This is a genomic window from Exiguobacterium sp. s91 (assembly GCF_018618915.1).
Classification (GTDB): Bacteria; Bacillota; Bacilli; order Exiguobacteriales; family Exiguobacteriaceae; genus Exiguobacterium_A; species Exiguobacterium_A abrahamii.
The window spans coordinates 26,902-46,021 of the sequence record NZ_JACSMZ010000004.1 but is presented as its reverse complement, the minus strand read 5'-3'; the positions used below and the strand labels follow the sequence as shown (position 1 = coordinate 46,021).

General features: G+C 47.9%; 18 protein-coding genes. 9 read left to right on the top strand and 9 right to left on the bottom strand.

All coding sequences use genetic code 11. The annotated features are described in order from the left end of the window. Positions 1-7: 7 nt before the first annotated feature. Both KNQ06_RS14705 and KNQ06_RS14700 read right to left on the bottom strand, forming a co-directional pair. Positions 8-313: a hypothetical protein gene (locus KNQ06_RS14705; protein ID WP_050678231.1), complete on the bottom strand. Its 306-nt coding sequence runs from the start codon at positions 311-313 to the stop codon at positions 8-10. Between the two features lie 125 nt (positions 314-438). Beyond that, on the bottom strand, positions 439-606 hold the full coding sequence (locus tag KNQ06_RS14700) for a hypothetical protein (protein WP_023467274.1): 168 nt from the start codon (positions 604-606) through the stop codon (positions 439-441). 233 nt (positions 607-839) lie between these two features. On the opposite strand from KNQ06_RS14700, the gene KNQ06_RS14695 reads away from it, so the two are divergent. From KNQ06_RS14695 to map, 5 genes are all read left to right on the top strand, one after another. After that, the gene (locus KNQ06_RS14695; RefSeq protein WP_023467275.1) at positions 840-1,694 is read left to right on the top strand and encodes a CvfB family protein; all 855 of its coding nucleotides are present in this window, start codon (positions 840-842) and stop codon (positions 1,692-1,694) included. A gap of 332 nt (positions 1,695-2,026) precedes the next feature. Then, positions 2,027-3,586 (top strand): degradosome RNA helicase CshA, encoded by a 1,560-nt coding sequence (gene cshA, locus KNQ06_RS14690; protein ID WP_035398788.1) that lies wholly within the window; start codon positions 2,027-2,029, stop codon positions 3,584-3,586. Positions 3,587-3,692: 106 nt separating this feature from the next. Then, the gene (locus KNQ06_RS14685) at positions 3,693-3,959 is read left to right on the top strand and encodes a hypothetical protein (protein WP_023467277.1); all 267 of its coding nucleotides are present in this window, start codon (positions 3,693-3,695) and stop codon (positions 3,957-3,959) included. Positions 3,960-4,031: 72 nt separating this feature from the next. After that, positions 4,032-5,222 carry an EAL-associated domain-containing protein gene (locus tag KNQ06_RS14680; protein WP_023467278.1) on the top strand — a complete coding sequence of 397 codons (1,191 nt, stop codon included), beginning with the start codon at positions 4,032-4,034 and terminating at the stop codon, positions 5,220-5,222. A gap of 13 nt (positions 5,223-5,235) precedes the next feature. Continuing rightward, a complete protein-coding gene (gene map / locus KNQ06_RS14675; RefSeq protein ID WP_023467279.1) occupies positions 5,236-5,997 on the top strand; it encodes a type I methionyl aminopeptidase in 762 nt (253 codons plus the stop codon). Positions 5,998-6,292: 295 nt separating this feature from the next. Here the strand turns inward: map and menC are convergent, their stop codons facing one another. From menC to KNQ06_RS14645, 6 genes are all read right to left on the bottom strand, one after another. Then, positions 6,293-7,363 carry an o-succinylbenzoate synthase gene (menC, locus tag KNQ06_RS14670; protein ID WP_214725280.1) on the bottom strand — a complete coding sequence of 357 codons (1,071 nt, stop codon included), beginning with the start codon at positions 7,361-7,363 and terminating at the stop codon, positions 6,293-6,295. Continuing rightward, on the bottom strand, positions 7,360-8,742 hold the full coding sequence (gene menE, locus KNQ06_RS14665; RefSeq protein WP_353049203.1) for an o-succinylbenzoate--CoA ligase: 1,383 nt from the start codon (positions 8,740-8,742) through the stop codon (positions 7,360-7,362). Before menE ends, menC begins: the two co-directional genes overlap by 4 nt. A gap of 63 nt (positions 8,743-8,805) precedes the next feature. Next, positions 8,806-9,630, bottom strand: coding sequence for a 1,4-dihydroxy-2-naphthoyl-CoA synthase (menB, locus tag KNQ06_RS14660; RefSeq protein ID WP_023469886.1), 825 nt, complete (start codon positions 9,628-9,630; stop codon positions 8,806-8,808). An 18-nt stretch (positions 9,631-9,648) separates the two neighbouring features. Beyond that, positions 9,649-10,425 carry a 2-succinyl-6-hydroxy-2,4-cyclohexadiene-1-carboxylate synthase gene (menH, locus tag KNQ06_RS14655; protein ID WP_214772547.1) on the bottom strand — a complete coding sequence of 259 codons (777 nt, stop codon included), beginning with the start codon at positions 10,423-10,425 and terminating at the stop codon, positions 9,649-9,651. After that, entirely contained in the window at positions 10,422-12,065 is a 1,644-nt protein-coding gene (gene menD / locus KNQ06_RS14650; RefSeq protein WP_215148671.1) for a 2-succinyl-5-enolpyruvyl-6-hydroxy-3-cyclohexene-1-carboxylic-acid synthase, read from the bottom strand. Before menD ends, menH begins: the two co-directional genes overlap by 4 nt. Then, entirely contained in the window at positions 12,055-13,440 is a 1,386-nt protein-coding gene (locus tag KNQ06_RS14645) for an isochorismate synthase (RefSeq protein WP_050677396.1), read from the bottom strand. The genes menD and KNQ06_RS14645 overlap by 11 nt, the downstream gene beginning before the upstream one ends. 159 nt (positions 13,441-13,599) lie before the next feature. On the opposite strand from KNQ06_RS14645, the gene KNQ06_RS14640 reads away from it, so the two are divergent. From KNQ06_RS14640 to KNQ06_RS14625, 4 genes are all read left to right on the top strand, one after another. After that, a complete protein-coding gene (locus tag KNQ06_RS14640; protein ID WP_029340886.1) occupies positions 13,600-14,493 on the top strand; it encodes a 1,4-dihydroxy-2-naphthoate polyprenyltransferase in 894 nt (297 codons plus the stop codon). Between the two features lie 185 nt (positions 14,494-14,678). After that, positions 14,679-15,590 carry a guanosine-inosine kinase gene (locus KNQ06_RS14635; RefSeq protein ID WP_215148669.1) on the top strand — a complete coding sequence of 304 codons (912 nt, stop codon included), beginning with the start codon at positions 14,679-14,681 and terminating at the stop codon, positions 15,588-15,590. A 29-nt stretch (positions 15,591-15,619) separates the two neighbouring features. Beyond that, positions 15,620-16,048, top strand: coding sequence for an NUDIX hydrolase (locus KNQ06_RS14630; protein ID WP_215148666.1), 429 nt, complete (start codon positions 15,620-15,622; stop codon positions 16,046-16,048). Positions 16,049-16,134: 86 nt separating this feature from the next. Beyond that, entirely contained in the window at positions 16,135-17,043 is a 909-nt protein-coding gene (locus tag KNQ06_RS14625; RefSeq protein WP_029340889.1) for a YihY/virulence factor BrkB family protein, read from the top strand. Positions 17,044-17,092: 49 nt separating this feature from the next. Here KNQ06_RS14625 and KNQ06_RS14620 read toward each other — a convergent pair whose 3' ends face one another. Further along, a complete protein-coding gene (locus KNQ06_RS14620) occupies positions 17,093-19,042 on the bottom strand; it encodes a heavy metal translocating P-type ATPase (RefSeq protein ID WP_215148664.1) in 1,950 nt (649 codons plus the stop codon). Positions 19,043-19,120 lie beyond the last annotated feature (78 nt).

Sequence of the window (19,120 nt, the reverse complement as noted above, 5' to 3'; positions counted from 1 at the left end):
GTGTTCTTTACTTATCATGCTGGTCTGTCGCGGAGAATGCAAGTGGTGTGCTGGAATCTTGTTGAGGATAGGAGACTTGATAAGAAAGTTCACGCTTTTTCATCCGTTCGTATTGTTTTTTGACACGACGGTGTTGGATGTATTCAATGTAAGTCAGATAGGACGTACGTATCAGCTGGCGGATTGATGATAGTGACAGACAAATCGCTAGCGTAAAGACGAACACACCGATCGAACTCGTATAATAACCGGTAACAAAACTTAAATATGTAGTGATGAGACCCGCAATCGTCGTGAATAAGTAGAAGAGCACGTCCGTTTCCTCCTCGAAATTAAAATAATGGTATGTCCATTACAATTCGAGGTAAGTCGTGATTTTCCTTTATCGTCCTGTAAATGTCCGGAAAAAATAAAAAATCCACACGGAAGGTGTAGATTTTAAGGGCGATCGATTTGCTGAAGCGCTGGTGTCTTCGGTGTCATATCCGTACTGTTCGATCCTTCTGCGAAGACGATTCCAATCGTAGCAAGGAACGCAAAAAATGCAAAAACCAATGTTTTCGTGAAGCGTCGTGCGAACGAACGCGATTGAATGTTATGAAACATTTTTATCCCCCATATTTACCTAAACTAAACCTTCTTTTTCCTGTTATTTAATCATATATCTTTTTTTCAAAAAAATCACGCAAATGTGTTCCGTTCACAAATATGTCACAACTGTCACCATTGTGTCGATATCAGAGATGAATGGAAAAAGAGTATAGTATGGTAGGGAAAGAACAGCAGAACGATTCACAAGGACTGGAATCGATTCAAATACAGAGAGGAGATGACCCGAAATGGGATTACGCGCAGGACAGGTTGTCACATTAAAAGTAGAACGCGAAGCAGAGTTCGGAGTGTTTCTGACAGATGGAAATGAAGACGTGTTGTTGCATAACAATGAACAAACACGGAAAGTAGCCCTCGATGAAGAGGTAGAAGTCTTCTTGTATCAAGATAATGAAGGGCGTCTAGCATCATCGATGACGATTCCAGAAGCTTCATTTGAAGACTATGTCAAGACGACGATTAATGGAACACGCTATAACACAGGAGTGTTCGCGAACATCGGTATTCAAAAAGACGTTCTCGTCTCACTCGACGATTTGCCGCAGCGCCGGATGTTCTGGCCAGAAGAAGGCGATCAACTCTTCATTCGTCTGAAACATGATCAGAAGCTTCGGTTACTCGGAGACCCTGCACCTTATGCATACTTCAACTTACGTGCGAAGCCAGCTCCAGAGGAGTGGAACAATATGGACGTCGAAGGTCTCGTCTTCTCACAACGTGAACCAGGCGTTAACGTCTGGGTCAACGATCAATCGATCGGATTCTTGCATGAACGTGAGATGGAACGTTGGCCGCGTCTTGGAGAAGTCTTGAAATTACGAGTGACAAATGTAAAACCAGATGGTACAGTATTACTTTCAGCACGACCACGTGCCTTTGAAGCCATTGATACAGACGCGGAGTTGATTCTGAACCATCTACTTGAACATGATGGTCAGATGCCGTATGGTGATAAGACAGCTCCCGAGACGATCGATGAAGTATTCGGTCTCAGCAAGGCAGCATTCAAACGAGCGCTCGGTCGCCTGTTGAAAGATAAAAAAATAGAAAAAAATGAAACGGGTATTCGGTTGACGAAATAATCGGACCGAGTAAGCCTGCGTTTCGAATAGATAGTAAGGAATTCATCATTTTGGTGGTTGCGGCTGGTTTGATTACCGGCGACCATTTACTGAATATACCCCATCACTAGTGGGGGCACGCGATGACGTACATCGCACGGTCCGGGCACTTCGCCTTTCCCTCGCCCTTATGGCAACGATTATGATGGTGACTTCCCTAAACATTATTATAAGAGAAACCGCTCTATCTTTATGTGATAGATTCTGTTATAATAGGTAGTCGATTGTATTCGTTACGGTAGCGTCTGTTTAGTGGCAGACGCTTTTCATATGACAAAGGAGAGTATTTAGCATTGACAACATTTCGTGAATTAAATCTTAGTGAGGCACTTATCAAAGGTGTCCTAAAAATGGGCTTCGAAGAAGCAACACCAATCCAAGCAGAAACAATTCCAGTCGGACTCAGCGGCGTTGACTTAATTGGTCAAGCACAAACAGGTACTGGTAAAACTGCAGCATTCGGTATCCCAACAATCGAGCGTCTTGACGCAAAATCACGCAACATCCAAGCGTTGATTCTTGCTCCAACACGTGAGCTCGCAATCCAAGTAGCAGAAGAATTGAACCGGATCGGTGAAGTAAAACGCGTTCATGCACTTCCTGTTTACGGCGGTCAGCAAATCGATCGTCAAATCCGCGCACTTCGCAAAAATCCACAAATCGTCGTTGCGACACCAGGACGTTTGATGGACCACATGAACCGTAAGACGTTGAACCTCGATCACGTTCAAACGGTCATCCTTGACGAAGCAGATGAGATGTTGAACATGGGATTCGTCGAAGACATCGAGAAAATCCTCGGTGCACTTCCTGAAACACGTCAAACACTCTTATTCTCAGCAACGATGCCACCACAAATTCGTAAAATCGCAGATCGTTTCATGACGACTCCGACACACATCAAAGTCAAAGCAAAAGAAATGACAGTTGAAAACATCGACCAGTCATTCATCGAATTGAAAGAAAGCCAAAAATTCGACGTTCTTTGCCGTTTGATCGACACGGATTCTCCGGAACTCTCAATCATCTTCGGTCGTACGAAAAAACGTGTTGACGAAATGACTGAAGGTTTGATCCAACGTGGATACACAGCTGACGGTTTACACGGTGACTTAACACAAGCAAAACGTGACCAAGTCATCCGTCGTTTCAAAAAAGGAACGATTGATATCCTCGTCGCGACAGACGTTGCAGCACGTGGTCTTGACATCTCTGGTGTCACACACGTCTACAACTTCGACGTCCCACAAGATCCAGAGAGCTATGTTCACCGGATCGGTCGTACGGGTCGTGCTGGTAAAACAGGATCGGCTGTCACATTCGTTACACCACGTGAATTCGGTCAAATCAAAACAATCGAACGTGTCACGAACAAAAAAATGTCACGTCGTCATGCACCAACACTTGATGAAATCTTAGAAGGCAACTTGAAGCTTGCTGCACAAGAACTCATCAAACGCGTTGAAGCAAAAGACTCAAAAGAATATACGACACTTGCACAAGAACTCTTAGAAGAGTACGAAGCAGTGGAACTTCTTTCAGCAGCACTTAAAGGATTGACGAAAGAGCCGGATGCAACACCAGTCCAAATCTCTTCAATCGAACCAATCCGCGTGAAACGTTTCGGTAGCAACGGTGGTGGAAACCGTCGTCCTTACGGAAACAAAGGTGGAAGTGGAAGCGGCAACCGCAGTGGCGGATACCGTGGAAACAACCCACGCGGTGGCGAGCGTCGTGAAGGTGGTCGTTCATCTTCTTCATCAGATCGTCGTGAAGGCGGTTATGCTGGACGTAGCAACCGTAGCGAAAGCGATCGTAACCGTGGTGGACGTAAACCACGTTTTGAAAAGTAAACGATTCGAACCGATTTGTCACAGACAAGTCGGTTCTTTTTTATGATTTATCTGAGCGGTCATGATAAAATGAGCCATGAACGATAGGGAGAGGGCTGAATCATTCGTGTATACCATTTATGTAGCAGCATCCGTCTGTCTCGTTGCACTGATCGTCGCGACGAAAAAGATTTGTGAGCGGACGACAAAAGGACATTTTCGTTATATTCCGTTGGCGACCTTATTATTTGGCGGCATCATCTTTCTTGTGCTAGCCATCGGTAAGGGAGGAGCCGTCGGAATCCAATACGGTGTCCTGAGTATCATCTACTTGACGGCGACATTCGGTGTGTACTTGTATATCGCATTGCGGAAAGATACGACGTTATCGTAAAACAGGGGCTCTCTCGTTACAGAGAGGCTCTTTTTTTGTTAAGATAGAACAAGAGTACAAGGGGGGAATAGAATGGATGCATTAGATGTCATCGTTCATCCCGAAGAGATAGAGGCATGGTTTCAACCGATCGTAGGCGCTGCCCCTTTTAAGGTGGAAGGGTATGAAATCCAGTCCCATTTTCGTGGAGAACCGTTAAAACCATTTTTTCAGGAAGACGATGTTCCAATCGAGTATCAACTCGAAGTCATGGGGCATGTCGTCCGTCAAGCATTCCAAAAAGTACCCTCCGATGCACAAGCGTTTATTCTGATCCGTTGTCGTCCAGCTTGGCTGTTTGAAAACGGTGGGGAGGACTTCTTGCATGTCTTACGGACGGTCGACTCGTCGTTTCCAAAAGAGCGGATGTACGTTACTTTGACGGATGTCCAAGTCGATGATTTTGACCGTCTGGGTCGAATCGTTGCGTATTACCAGAACTCTGGACTGAAGGTAGCGCTGGACCGTGCGGAAGCAACGAGTCTTGAACGTGTCTTTTCGATGTCGCCGGATATGTTGATCGTCGATTTATCCTCCATGATTGAAAAAAAGACCGTCTCAGCGTCGTATCCACATCTCTTACAGACGATGGAGCATCTTTGCGACCAGCTTGGAGCGCCACTTTTGTATAAGAATATCAGTCATCTCGGTCAACTTCGGTATGCGTGGCAACACGGAGGACGTTACTACATGGGGAATCTACTTGGAGAAGCATCACCTGAATGGGTCATGACCTGTCCTGGTATGGAAGTGTTGATCCATGAAGTCCCGATGTTTTATAAATATGATCGCGAGCAGATGAATCGCTTGTTTCAGCTAGAGCAAGACTGGACGGTTCGATTTAATGAAGATTGTCAGTCCTTGAAGCCGGAGCAAGATCTCGATCAATGGTTGCTGACGCTTGCCCGGAAGATGGAGCCGGAATTCATCCGGTTTTATATCACGGATGCGAATGGATTCCAACAATCTTCAAACGTCAGTAAAAAGAGTGGGGAGTGGAAACTGTATTCCTTCTACAAAGGGTACAACTGGAGTTTCCGTCCTTACTTCATCCGGACGACGGTAGCGATGGAACGACGACATAGTGGATATTTGTCCGAACGGTACGTCGACTTCAGCTCGAGTGAACAAACGCGGACATTTAGTATGCCGCTCAGTAATGGGATGTTCTTATTTGCGGATATCTCTGCAGATTATCTATATCAAGAACGATTGAGTGAATGAGGAGGAAATGAAAGTGTTAGATTATGATTACGAGGCATTACGAGAAATTGGACGAATCGTCGCCATGGCACGCGATGAGATGGCGGATGCCGTCAAACCGGGAATCACGACGAAGGAACTCGATGACATCGGAGCACGCATCCTGAAGGAACAGGGAGCAGAGTCTGCTCCAATCGTCATGTACGATTTCCCAGGAGCGACATGTATCAGTGTCAACGATATCGCAGCACACGGTATCCCAGGGAAGTATGTCATTCAAGAAGGTGATATCGTCAATGTCGATGTCTCGGCTGTGAAGAACGGTTACTACTCGGACACAGGGAAGACGGTCATCGCAGGAGAAGCAAAACGTCCGGAAGATGTCCGACTCGTTGAAGTGTCATTGACGGCGCTTGAGAAAGGACTTGAAAAAGTCAAAGCCGGAACGAAGGTCAACCAGATCGGAAAAGCAATCTATGCCGAAACACGTAAGAGCGGTTTCACGGTCATCCGTAACTTAGCGGGACATGGTCTCGGTAAGACACTTCATGGTGAGCCAGAATCCATCTCGAACTACTTCAATCGTGAAGAGAATGATTTGTTGAAGGAAGGCCAAGTCATCGCTGTCGAGACGTTCATTTCAACAGGAGATGAGTTCTGTATCGAAGATGAGCGGGACGGTTGGACGTTATACACACCGAACCGGAGCCTCGTCTCACAATTCGAGCACACGGTCGTCGTCTTGAAGGACGGGTATGAGATTTTGACGAAAGTCGAAGGCAAAGAATCGTTCTAAGAAAAGCTCATATAGTAAAACACGAGAAGGGGGCTGACTCAAAAGTCAGTTTCCACAAAGGTAAGGGTGGCAGAATGATAATCTGCCACCCTTATTTCATAACAAAAAGAATGACGCGTTTCACGCAACTCCTACAGGAAAAAGCGCATCTTTGCGCTGTCAGAGACAAACAAGACCCGCTTTCCTGCTTGAATAAGGCAGGAAAGAGGGGCTTTGTGTCTCGACTGAGGAAAGGGCGTGAAAAGACCCGTCATTCTTTTTTGAGTCAGCCTTCTTTTTCGTCGTAGTGCTCCTATTATAAGGATATCCGGGACGTTGCCAATTTGTTTAACTGTGACTCGGATACGGCTGGAGCGGAATAACGAATGTGTCCGTGTTCGACATGATACGGGGTCTCAAGCAAATCTTCTTCGAAATAATCGGCAGTACTTGCCATATCGATCGGATAAGCGAGTCCAGGCAGTGTTGCAAAAGCAAGGGTCTGACGACGCCCGATACCGCTCTCGAACATCCCACCGAGCCAGTAGGGTGCTTTTGTTCGAAGGGACAAAGCGTTCGTCAGTCCACCGACGCGTGCCGGCTTGATGTTCAGAATCTGACCAGCGTGGAGCGTCTGCATCAACTCGGCATCCACTGGAGCGACGATGGATTCATCCAGACAAATCGGTGTCTGTAAGAGTCTAGCGAGACGTTGATGTCCGGACCAATCCGACGCTGCGAGCGGCTGTTCCATCATAACGAGACCGAATGAATCCCACTGTTGTAATAGAGGGAAGTCTGCTTCAGTGAAGCTGCCGTTAGCGTCAAACATCAAGGGCGCATCAGGGAAAGCGGCACGTACTTGCTCAAGAACGACGGTATCCGTCGGAGCGAGCTTCAGCTTGATCCGTCCATATCCGGAAGCGATCGCTTGTCCGACGGCTTCGACGGTCTGTGCTGCAGAAGCCCGTCCGAGTGCTTTCCCGCAAGGTACGAGAGATGATTCATCACCTCCGAGATACGTGGCGAGCGATTGACCGGTAGCTGCTGCGAATAATTCATAGATCGCTCCTTCGAACATCGCCTTTGCCATCGGATTACCTTGCACGATGTGGAAGCGATCCGTAACGTCTGCTGGATGATGGAGCGGTTGTTCAAGTAATCGATACAGCAGCGGAGCGATTCCTTGAAGAGAGTGCTGCGTTTCCGATGTATACCACGGTGTATCAAACGCGACACCTTCCCCGTAACCGATTCGTCCTTCCGAATCAGTCAGACGCAAAATCGTCGTCCGACGTACTGTCAGCGTCGAGAGGGCGGTTTGCATCGGACGACGAAAAACGAGCGGAACATCGAACAGTTCGGCAGACCGGAGAGTGATACTCATAATGACTCCTTCAGTTGCTTCCGCAATAGTTTACCGTTCGCATTGCGTGGCAGCGCGCTATGATAGATATAATCAACCGGACACTTATATTTAGCGAGCAATTGACTGATTTCCGTTCGGACGATGACTTCATCGAGTGTGCTGACGATGAAGGCGACCGGAACCTGTCCCCATTTAGCATCAAATCGTCCGACGACACCTGCTTCTTGAATTCCATCAATCGAGAGAAGTGCTGATTCGACTTCAGCTGGATAAATGTTTTCCCCACCTGAGATGATGAGGTCGCTTCGACGATCGAGGACATAGAGGTATCCATCGGCGTCCAGACGTCCTAAGTCACCAGTCTTGAAAAAACCGTCTGCCGTAAACGCTTCTGCCGTTTTCTCTTCCTCATGAAAATAGCCTTTCATGATCGTCGGGCCTTTGACTTCGATCTCTTGGTGACGCGTAATGCGGATTTGCGTCGGATGAATCGCTTGTCCGGCCGATCCGATCTTTCGTAAGGCATCCTCTGGCAAAAGAGTCGCGATTTGAGAAGCTGTTTCCGTCATCCCGTATGTCTGCATGACCGGGATATTACGATCAAGGGCACGCGTCAGAATCGGTAATGGAACAGGACCGCCTCCTGTCAGTACGACGCGAAGCGCGTGGCGACGTAGTCCGGCTTCGAGTAACCGATCAAGCATGACCGAGACGAGTGAGACATGGGTGATCTTTTCTGTCGTAATCCAGTGCAGGGCGCGTTCTGGTGAAAAATGTGGCTCGAGAATGATCGGTACTCCATAGATGACCGCCCGGTAGACGACAGCTAACCCACTCATGTGGAACAGCGGCGTGACGATCAAAAAACGATCCTCTGGCAGTGATCCAATATGACGCGCGGCGTTCGTTGCACTCGAGAAATGATTCAACATCGTTTGTTCGACGGCTTTCGGATGTCCGGTCGTACCACTCGTAAAGAGCATCGATTGGACGTATTGCTTTGGCATATGGCGTATTAACAGGTCAGGCGCTTCTTTTTCATAAGAGAAAGCACGGCACGGAATCCTTGTATCAAGTGTCCGGTCCGTCACGATGAGCCGTACATCTGCCTGCTTGAATTGACGTAATACTTCCGTTTGCGTCAAACGTGTGTTGATCGGGACGACGGTCAGTTCGAGCAATTGAGCTGCGTGAAGTGCGACGATGTAGCGCGCACTCGATGGACCGTACAGGGCGATCCGGTCTCCACGTGTTACGATCGACGCCCAAGTACTCGCTAAGCGATGCGCGCGTGCATATAGTTCGGACCACGACCAACGCTCTGTTTCCGTAATGAGTGCGATGTCATCCGGCTGTTCTTTTGCCCGTGTATAGATCCAAGGATACAAAATAGTCACTTCCTTTTGAGATGAATATACGAAAAAGGTTCAATGTCGTAAGACGATTGAACCTTTTTTTCATTATGGGAAACGCGGGAACTGTCCGAAGTCCGGGTTGCGTTTTTCTTTGAACGCATCGCGTCCTTCTTTTGCTTCGTCCGTTGTGTAGTACAACAATGTTGCATCTCCTGCGAGTTGCTGAATCCCTGCAAGACCATCTGAATCAGCATTGAATGCCGCTTTAAGGAAACGAAGAGCCGTTGGTGAATGTTGAAGGATTTCAGCACACCATTGAATCGTTTCTTGCTCGAGATCTGCGAGTGGGACGACCGTGTTGACGAGTCCCATATCAAGTGCTTGCTGTGCGTCATATTGACGGCAGAGGTACCAGATTTCACGCGCTTTCTTGTGTCCAACAACGCGTGCGAGGTAACCAGAGCCATATCCAGCATCGAATGAACCAACTTTTGGACCAGTTTGTCCGAAGCGGGCGTTGTCTGCAGCGATCGTCAAGTCACACACGAGGTGAAGGACGTGTCCGCCGCCAATCGCATAACCTGCGACCATAGCGATGACTGGTTTTGGAATGACACGAATCAAACGTTGAAGATCAAGAACGTTCAAGCGTGGAATTTCATCGTCACCGACATATCCACCATGTCCACGTACCTTTTGATCTCCGCCAGAACAGAATGCGAGATCGCCTTCACCTGTTAAGATGATGACGCCGACATTTTGATCGTCACGTGCACGTGAAAATGCGTCGATGAGTTCGTGGACCGTGTGTGGTCGGAACGCATTGCGAACTTCAGGACGGTTGATCGTGATTTTCGCGATCCCGTTCCATTGTTCATATTTGATGTCTTCATAGCTGCGGGCTGATACCCATTCCGGAGCATATTTCATGTGAATTCCCCCAATATGTTAGTGATGAATAAGTAGATTCTCTACCATTGTAACAAACTTTTGCGGTTGGTCGATATGTGGGGCGTGCGAAGCGTGCAAAATCACGTGAATTTTTTCAGGTGATGCCGCTCGTGAAGCGATGGCACGGAATTTTTCATCCTCTGCCCCGACGATCCAATCAATCTCTTTCGGAAGGCATGACCATAGGGATGGCATGCTTCCTGTACCTTGTGCACGTAACGAAGCACTCAGACCTTCCACCGTTTGGGACAGGCGCTCCTGACGCAGTCGCGTACGTTGCGATTCCGGGAGAAGGGCTTGGGGTTTAAATAGTCCAAGTGTCTCCCAGTAATCGATGAAAGCTTCGAGTCCGCCTTTTTCGAGTCGCTCCGCAAGCAATCGATCCGATGTACGACGTACTTTTCGCTCGATTGCCGTCTGGATACCCGGTGTCGTACTAACAGCGATTGTCCGAGCGATTTGCTCAGAGACGACGCTCAGCATTAAAGCGATTCGTCCACCCATCGAATATCCGAGGACGATCCATGGCTCGGATCGCATAGCGAGCAGTGCCTCGAGATCCTTGACCTGTTGCGTCAAACGCATTCGTTGCTCAGACGCCGGTGTCGTTTTTCCATGTCCCATCAAATCGAGGCGATAGACGGTGAAGTGAGGCGATAGATGCTCACTTAGCATGTCCCACGTCGAGAGGGAGCCTGTAAAACCATGAAGCAATAGGAGCGGTGGACCAGATCCCTCGATTTTCACATGATACGTATGCCCACGCAAAATCATTGGAACATCTCGGCTAACGCTTGATTTGTCACGTCCCAGATCGAACGGTGCATCTGTACGTTTTCTGTTCGTGTCGTCTTGACTTCAAGAATCCGAGTGACGTTCGTCTCTTCCGCAAGTGCTTGACGTAACGCGGCGATTGAATCAATCGCCTGATAGGTTACGCCGTATCCGGAAGCGAGGGAAGCGAAGTCGAGATGCTGCGGTGTACCGAAGAGTGGTTCGAAAACATCTTGATCGAGTTGTTGCTGTGGTAAAAAGCTAAAGATGCCGCCACCCGCATTGTTGACGAGAATGATCGTTAACGGAAGTGTGCGTGCTGTCATCAGCCCATTGATATCGTGAATGAACGCCAAGTCGCCGACGAGTAAGTAGCGATGTGTGGCATCAAACGTTGCTCCGAGCGCACTGGAAAGAATCCCGTCGATCCCGTTCGCACCTCGGTTCGCGAGTAGACGAAGGGGTGTTCCTGTCGGCAGGAACGTATCGACGTCCCGAATCGGCATACTGTTCGAAACGAATAGACTTCCGTCTTGTAACGTCGTCAACGCACGGACGACGTTATATTCCGTCATCTCCTCTTGATCAATTGTCGCAAAAGCATCGGCGACGCGTCGCTCCGCCTGTTGCAACAGTTCGAGGTACTTAGGGTCGTGCGGAACAGATTCATGATGCGCGAGTTGTCGCGCGTGACCAATCACGAAATCCGAATGAAGCTGTGGATCACGCCAGTTTCCTGGATGACCGACGACCGTCGTCGGAATATCCCGAGACCAAAGCAGATAAGGTTTTGACGTCGGCATGGCACCGAAACGAATGATTCGATCTGGTCGGACGTGCTGTGCGGTAGCTGGATGTTTGAGCCATGTATCGTAATAGGCAAAAACGTGAGCATCATGCGATTGTCGTCCTTGACTGAGTGGATCCGCTAACACCGGAATCCCTGCTTGTTTCGCATACGAGATGACAACCTGACCGTCTACCGCAGTGAGTTGTGGTCCAAGTACAAAAAGAAGACGCTCTTCTTGCAGTGCGGTCGCTAAAGCGTTGTTTACTCCCGGTGTCGGTTCAGGTAAAACACCGACCGGACGTCCTGTCCGTAAGAGATCGAGTTCCGGCACGAGGGGTTCACGTAACGGAACATTGATTTGAACCGGGCCTGCTGGTTCCGTCAGAGAGAGTAGGGTTGCACGTTGTGCGACATGAGCGACGTAAGGAAGGCTCGCTTCTTCTGCTAACGGAAGATCAAACGCATGCCGAACCTGCTTCCCGTACAGACCGATCTGATCAATGGCTTGTGGCGCACCGACATTCCGTAATTCATGTGGTCGATCGGCGGTCAAGACGATCAACGGAAGTTCAAAAATATTCGCTTCGGTCACTGCTGAATAATAGTTCGTCGCAGCGGTACCGCTTGTACAAATCAACGCAACGGGACGAACACGTTCTTCCGTCCGTGTTAGACCTAAAGCAAAAAAACTAGCCGACCGTTCGTCAACAAGGACGTGGGTACGGCTAGAAGGATGCAGAAAAGCAGCAATAGCAAGTGGTGTCGAACGGGAACCGGGACTGATGACGAAGTCCCGGACACCAGAAGCGACGAGCGTATCGATTAACATGTGCATCCACTTAGTCAACATAAATATCATCCTTTTCAATCGAACCGACGTGTCCAAGTGCTTGTAACATCGGTGATAGTTTAGTTTCCGTCTCTGCCAGTTCACTATCGAGATGAGAGCCTTCGACGAGACCGCAACCGGCATAAAGAATGACCGCCCGTTCTGTAAACAATCCAGATCGAATGGCAACGATGAATTCCCCGTCATCCTGTCCGTTCATCCAACCAACAGGTGAACCGTACCATCCTCGTTCAAACGTCTCGATTTCTTGGATGGCATCGACTGCTAACTGCTTGGGTTCGCCCCCAAGCGCAGGTGTCGGATGCAGTTTTTCGATCAATTGGAATAGCGTTACATCTTCTTTTAAATGAGCTGTGATCGGTGTATAAAGATGTTGGATATGGCGATTCTTCAAGAGAATCGGCGTATCCGGACAATCCAGTTCCTCTGAAAATACAGATAATGTTCGTTCGATCGAATCCGCGACGATTCCGTGCTCCACCCGATTCTTTTGATCTTGTAATAACGATTGACCAAGTGCTTCGTCCATCTCATCCGTCGCGTGGCGTGGTGCAGAACCAGCGACGGCTGCTGTTTCAAGACGACGTCCACGTTTTAAGACGAGTCGTTCCGGTGTAGCACCGATAAAGGCTTCTTCTGGATTCGGTTGGAAACAGAAGACGTAGCTGCCGGGCTGCGTATCTTCGAGTTCAGCGACGACAGCGGCTATATCGAGTGGACGATCCAGTTCATAGACGACTTCGCGCGCCAGGACGATTTTTTCAAGTGTCGTCTCCAAGTAGTGCATAGCTTGATGGAACGAAGCTTCAAAGGCTTCATTTCCATCCCGCGATAGTCGTAAGCGCGTGACGCCTGCGGAAGTCGATGATTGCGGTTGATTGACTTTGGCGAAATCGAGTGCGAGTTCATTTAAGATTGAATCGACTTGATCCATTGGCTCGACGCGGGCAAAAATCGTCACACGTGTCTTGCCATCTTGTTCTAGAAATAAAAACTTCGGAATCGTCATCGAGGCATCTCCGAAGGAAGACCAGCGATAATCCGGTTGTTTGAGTTCGGTAAATGAAAATCCGCTGAACGCAAATAAATCATGACCGACATGATCGCGATTCAAGTTTGTCCATTGCGATTGAATCCGTAAAAAACGATCCGTTCCTGAAGCCTGAAGTTGTTGTACGATGCCAAACCCGATGGCCCGCATCGAGCGATCAGGTGTCGCGAAATAAAATCGTTCCTCGATACCCTGTTCGAGGGAACGCATGTCAGTTGCTTCGATTTCCCATGAATACGAAGCGAGTATAGGTCGTTGTGAGGCGTTCGCCTGACTGACGGCCTGTTCGATACACTGTTTTAGCTCTTGTTGAGCGTAAGCCATACCGCTCATTGCCCCCTAGTCTATAGATACTGTGATATGTTTCACTTAATCTAAGTGTAAACTTTTTGCGGACAAAAAAGAAGGAATAAGCTATCTCGGATTGAACATTGACAGCAAAAAACGAAACCCGATACACTTAGACAGGAAAGGGGTTATTATATGAATAAATCAATCGCTGTCTATTGGCGAATGACACGACCGCATACGTTAACAGCAAGTTTTGTTCCGGTCGTCGTCGGTACGGCAGTTGTCGCACCACGCGTGGAATCGATACGCTTGGATTTGTTCGTGGCGATGTTGATCGCATCGATGCTGATTCAAATCGCAACGAATCTGTTCAATGAATACTACGATTACAAACGTGGTTTAGATACGGAGGAGTCGGTCGGAATCGGTGGATCGATCGTTCGTGACGGATTCAAGCCGGGGACGATTCTAGCGTTCGCACTTACATTGTACGGCATTTCGGCATTACTCGGTGTGTATCTGTGCATCGAGACATCGTGGTGGTTACTTGTCGTAGGACTCATTTCGATGTTCGTCGGATATATCTATACAGGAGGACCGTTACCAATCGCCTATACACCATTTGGAGAGGTCGTTGCAGGCTTTTTCATGGGGTATATCATCATCGCGATTTCGGCGTACTTGCAAATTGGTTATGTTCCGACAGAAGCCGTTGCGATTTCGGTACCAGTCGCCATCTTGATTGGTTCAATCCTACTTGCGAATAACATTCGGGACTTGGATAATGATAAGGTCAACGGACGAAAAACGATTGCCTGTCTCGTCGGACATCGCCGTGCCGTGTACGTCTTGATCGGATTTTTTGCGGCAGCTGTCCTGTCTCTCATTATTGCTGTACTCGCATTCGAAGTCTCATGGTTTGCATTACTCGCGTTATTGAGTATTCCGCTCATGATCAAAGCAGTACGTCTCTTCTGGGAAGACTTACCACCGGAAAAGCTGATGCCTGGCATGGCACAGACCGGTAAAGTGAACACGATTTTCGGACTCTTACTCGCAATCAGTCTCGTGATCGCGAATATCTAATCTTTAATCAAAAATCAAAGCAGCAGGCGATCCGCTTGCTGCTTTTTTAACGTGAAGATAGCGAACAGTTAGAAAAAAACTACTTCGGTTGTCACTGATTTAAAATTTTACTATAATTGAAGCAATGTGCCTGAAAGATCAAACAAGGTCGGAAATCAGGAAATATGGTTAGAGGTGGAACTGAAATGAATAAAATCGCGGTAATCGGAAAAGTATTCGTCGACATAAAAGGAACTTCGTTCGCTCCTTTGCATAAGGATGCGAAAAACGTAGGAGACATCACGTTTTCAAATGGAGGAACAGGACGCAACGTAGCACAAAATCTAGCCGTCCTCGGGAATGAAGTTCGCTTTATCTCGACGGTTACGAATGATCAGATTGGCGTGGGAGTGCTCGATGAGCTGAAATCTTACGGTGTAAATGTGGATCACGTCGAAATGTTAGAAGATCATGGAATGGGCATGTGGCTAGCTGTCATGGATAACGAAGGTGACTTGCAAACATCGATCTCGAAACAACCGGATGCCAAGTTGCTCGAAGAGGCGATTTTACGTCAATCGGTCTATGCACTCGATGGAGTCGATGCCGTTGCGATCGATCTTGATTTGTCCGTTACGGTCTTAGAACGTTTGATTCATTTATGTCGCAAAATGGAGTTGCCGTTGTTTGGTGTTTGTGGTCACTTGAGCGTCATCGAACGAAATCGTCATCTGCTACAAGGGTTCACTGGATTCATTTGTAGCCGAGAAGAGGCGGAAATTCTGTCTGATCTGTCGATCGTGACGGTTGAAGATGCGATTCATGTAGCAAATGAGCTAGCGAAAAAAGGTGCTCCGTTCACGGTCGTGACGATGAGTGAACTCGGGGCGGTCTACGTTGATCGTCGTACAGCGACATCAGGTCACGTCGGAACGAAAAAAGTGAAGGTCGTTGACTCAACGGGAGCAGGCGACTCATTCTTCTCTGCTGTCTTGTCTGAATTGACACAAGAGAGACCGGCAGAAGAAGCCTTGAAGCTTGGCATGAAGGTTGCAGCGGAAGTCATCGCTTCGACAGAAAATGGACTCGTTCCTGAAATGCTGGATGCTCTTCGATAAGTAGAAATGATAAAAGGGGAGGTGGCGTCATGCCGATTCAACGAAGTGCGATCATTTTACGAAACGAACAGGATGAAATTGCGTTGATCCGACGGGATAAACCGAACGAAACGTATTATGTCTTTCCAGGCGGTGGGAAAGATAAAGGAGAATCGTTAGAAGAAACAGCGATTCGTGAAGCACATGAAGAACTTGGAATCGATGTGGAGTTGACCGGTATTGCCGCCATCGTCCGTTTTAATGGATTCGACAATCCTTATTTTTGGGCGAAAACAATTGGGGGTCGCTTTGGCACCGGTACGGGTGAAGAGTTCGAAGAGGAAGGATCGGGTTATACACCGGTCTGGATCAAGCGTTCGGAACTACCTTCGTTACCGATTCGTCCACCGTCACTTGCCAAACAGCTGGCAGAAATGACAGAACCATTCTATGAATTAATCCTTTCTGAAAACGAATGAGGTTTTAGTTGAAATAAAATGGGAAAAGTATATTAAAACAATGAGGTGGTCTTCGACTGCCTCTTTTTCATGAAGGAGAGATGACGATGGCGCATTCACGCGATCCAAAAGGGCTTGCCCTGAACTTAAAGCAGCGAATGTCCGATCATAATATCACGGATTATGCAGGGACACTCGCTTATTACTGGTTTTTATCCATTTTCCCAGGAATCATTTTCGTCATTTCGGTCTTATCATTCTTTGACATCGATCGTCAGACACTCGAGTCACAAATCCGGGACCTAGCGCCAGGCGGAGCCGTCAATACGTTCACGGATACAATTTTCCAAGCCATCAAAGAACCGCAGGGTGGTCTGTTATCGATTGGTGCCATTCTTGCTGTCTGGTCTGCTTCCAAAGGGGTCGATCGTTTGATCACGACAGCAAACCATGCCTATGGTGACTTCTCGCCCCGTGGTTTTGTCGCAGCGCGTGGGATTGCCTTGTTACTCACGATCGTGCTCGGAGTCGGGATGTTGTTGCTGATCGTCTTGAATGTGCTCGGTGGTCCGATCATTACGTATCTTGCCAACTTCGTGTTGCCGATCGATATGGGGCAAAAAATCCTACTGACGGTCTTACGATATGTCGTGTCGACGATTCTATTGATTGGTATCCTGTCGATTTTTTACCGCGTCGCACCAAAGCGCCCGATTACATTCAAAGAAGCAATTCCAGGAGCTGTTTTTGGTGTCATCGTCTGGCAATTATTATCGGTTGGATTCGGATTTTACGTCTCGAACTTCTCGAACTACAATCAGACCTACGGTTCGCTCGGTAGTGTCGTCATCTTGTTACTATGGCTCTACTTCACAGGGCTGATCATCTTACTCGGTTCTGAATTGAACGCATCATGGGAACGGTTCATGAAAAAAGCGGATCCGAAGAAAATGGAAGAAAAGCGCTTGAAGGAACAAGCTGAACTTGATGCCATTCCGACGAATACGTTCGGATGAAGGTACAAAAAAGCCTGACTGCCATGTGGCGGTCAGGCTTTTTTGATGGTTAAGCAGCTAATCGTTTTTCAGATGAACGCTGTGGAAGACTTGGTAAAGCATCCTGTTGAAGAAGGCGTAAACCGTTCAGGATGACGAGAATCGTTGATCCTTCGTGTCCGACGACGGCGAACGGCATGATGAGGAACTGGGACAAATTCGATGCGATCAATAGGAGGATGACACCGATCGCAAGTGTGATGTTTTGTTTGACGATCCGGTTCATCTTCCGGGCTTTATGAACAGCATAGGCAAGACGACCTAAGTCATTTTTCATCAAGACGACGTCAGCGGTCTCGAGTGCAGCGTCCGTTCCTTCACCCATCGCAATCCCGACATGTGCTAATGCAAGGGCTGGGGCATCGTTAATGCCGTCACCGACCATCGCGACGGTCCGACCTTCTGTTTGGTATTGTTTGATGTAGCGTACTTTATCTTCCGGTAGGCACTCAGCGACGAAGTCCGTCAATCCCGCCTCACGTGAGATGGCAGCTGCCGTGACCGGATTATCACCAGTTAACATGATCGTTGCGATGCCGAGATCATTTAAGGCAGCAATCGCTGTTTTGGCTTCCGGACGAATCGTATCACGTAACGCATAAAGCGCTACGATCTGTGCTCCATTGCTGACATAAACGATCGTATGCCCTTGCTCTTTCAATGACTGTTCGATCGCGACGAATGGATCGTCTAAACCATCATGGAACGCCCGTTTACCGATACGATACGTGACACCATCGACAGTTGCTTCAATCCCGTATCCTGTCACATCTTTAAACGTTGATGGTTCGCGGACATCGGTTTTTAAGTGATCGACGATTGCTTGTGCGAGTGGATGGTTCGACTGCGCTTCGATGGAAGCGACCGCTTGTTGGACTATTCGGACGTCCATGCCTTCCGCATAACGACTTTCGGTGACGACAGGTTTACCAGTTGTCAGTGTTCCCGTTTTATCAAAGACAATCGTATCGACTTGACCGAGCGTTTCGATGTGGGCGCCTCCTTTAAAGAGAACCCCATTTTTCGCAGATGCGGCAATTGCAGACAAAGCAGCAGGTGTAATCGACGCAACAAGGGCACAAGGTGAGGCGACGACGAGAAGAATCATCGCGCGGTAAATACTTGTCTCAAATGTCCAGCCAACGACGTAATGAGGGAGGACCATCATCAGTGCGACGACAAGCAATACGATTTTGACATAACGGCTTTCGAAACGTTCGATGAACTGAGCAGATGGAGACTGTTCACTTTGTGCGTTTTGGACCATATGAATGATTTTTTGGAACAACGATTCGTCAGCAGCTTTCGTCATCTCAATCGTCAAGACACCATTCATGTTGACCGTCGAGTTATAAACGGTATCACCTGTTTGTTTTTCAACCGGAATCGATTCTCCTGTAATCGATGCTTCTTCGATCGCGGCTTGACCACGAATGATGACACCATCAACCGGAATCCGCTCCCCAGGACGAACATAGACGAGGTTACCAATCGCTAATTGTTCGATTCCGACGACTTCGAGTTGACCGTTTGCATTCAGACGTGTTGCTTCCTCCGGTTGTAAGGACATCAAGCTTTGCAAGGCACGTTCGTTTTTATTCATCGTGTATGTCTCAAGGGCACCGGATAACGCAAAGATGAAGATGAGGATCGCACCTTCCATCCAGTAGCCGATGGCAGCCGCACCGATGGCAGCTAAAATCATCAACAATTCGACGTTCAACGTTTTTTCTTGATACGTCTCCGTCAATCCTTCCTTCGCTTTCGCATATCCTCCGATTACATAAGCCGATAAGTACAATGTGACATATACGGCAGATGCCGCATTGAATTTTTCAAGTCCGTAAGCAACTAAAATCAATATTCCGCTAAACAATGCTAGAATCAATTCGTGATGCTCATCCCAAGCATGACGGAATACGGAACGCTGTTGAACATCGGTAGTAGTGGAAGTCGTCATATTAAAACTCCTTTCAAAATGTAAATGAGAAATGAAATCATTATAGAAAGAGAATGAGAATGTGATATATCAATGAGT